This is a genomic window from Desulfobulbus alkaliphilus (genome assembly GCF_016918545.1).
Classification (GTDB): Bacteria; Desulfobacterota; Desulfobulbia; order Desulfobulbales; family Desulfobulbaceae; genus Desulfobulbus; species Desulfobulbus alkaliphilus.
Map to the genome: position 1 here is coordinate 1 of NZ_JAFFQC010000099.1, position 1,028 is coordinate 1,028.

Here is a 1,028-nt window from a genome sequence, read left to right on the forward strand (position 1 = left end):
GGTCGCCGCCACCTCGATGGCCTGTTCAAGCAGATTTTTTTCTTTATCCGCCGCAGTTGCCGGACGTGATTCCCACTGGGTGTAGAAGACGTTTTTGAACTCCTTGCAACCGCACTCCACCGCGCCGTTGTACTGGGGAGTGTAAGGCGGTACATGGCGGCTGACGATTTCGTGGGACGTGAGCAGACGCTCGTGGCCGTCGGAGGTGTACTGTCGGCCGTTATCGGCGAGGAGAAAGTGCTCCGGCGGTCCGCTGACGGCCAGGGCCTGCAGAACCGGTGCGGCCACCAGTGATTCGGTGGCTCTCCGGGCCAGGGCCCAGCCGAGAATGCAGTGCGAGAAGACATCGATCAGTACGGCGACCTTGAAGCTCTCCCCGGCCACCACCACCTCGGTGAAGTCTTCCGCCCAGATCTCGCCGACGCCCTGCGCTCGGATGTGCTCATAGGTGCCACAACCGACCGGGCGATCCCGGCGGCCGGAGAGTTCCTGGCAGAGGATCCGCTTGACCTTCTTTTTCAGCTGATCATAGGCCCTCTGGCCGATCAGGCCAAGCTGGTGGTAGAGCAGGTAGGCCTGGCCTTTGCCGCCGGCAAAGTGGGGAAACATGACGATGACCGAAGTGGCCTGGAGAACCACCTCTTCCGAAAGCACCTTGTGCGGGCGTGGTCGGCGTTCGTCGACGCCGCGGCACCACTGGTACAGCTGGCTGCGGCTGTGGCCGGCGACTCGGAAGATCTCGGCCACCGCCAATCGGGGAAAGCGCACCTGCATTTGACCGATCAGGGTCACCGTTTCTTCCTTTTCTTTTTTTTTATCTGGGGTCGTTGCAACGGTGCGCCGTCCTCACCGATCTTCTCGCCACGCAGTTCCGCCGCCTCAATCTCCGACCATTTCAACCGCAGACCGAGGAACTCGGCGCGACAGGTGGCCTGATCCCGCTCTTGGCCGAGTTGATTGATCTGCTCCCGCAGGGCCTGCAGTTCTTGCCAGGCCTCCTGCACCGATTCAGGACGATCGGCCGGTGG

At 62.2% G+C, this 1,028-nt stretch carries 2 protein-coding genes; both read right to left on the minus strand.

The window, feature by feature from the left end; genetic code table 11:
* Positions 1 to 792 (minus strand): DDE-type integrase/transposase/recombinase (locus JWG43_RS17530; RefSeq protein WP_205244245.1); only part of this gene is annotated, 792 nt, incomplete at its 3' end.
* Positions 789 to 1,028, minus strand: a 240-nt coding sequence (locus JWG43_RS17535; protein ID WP_205244246.1) for a hypothetical protein, incomplete at its 5' end; no start/stop codon positions are given. The genes JWG43_RS17530 and JWG43_RS17535, both read right to left, overlap by 4 nt.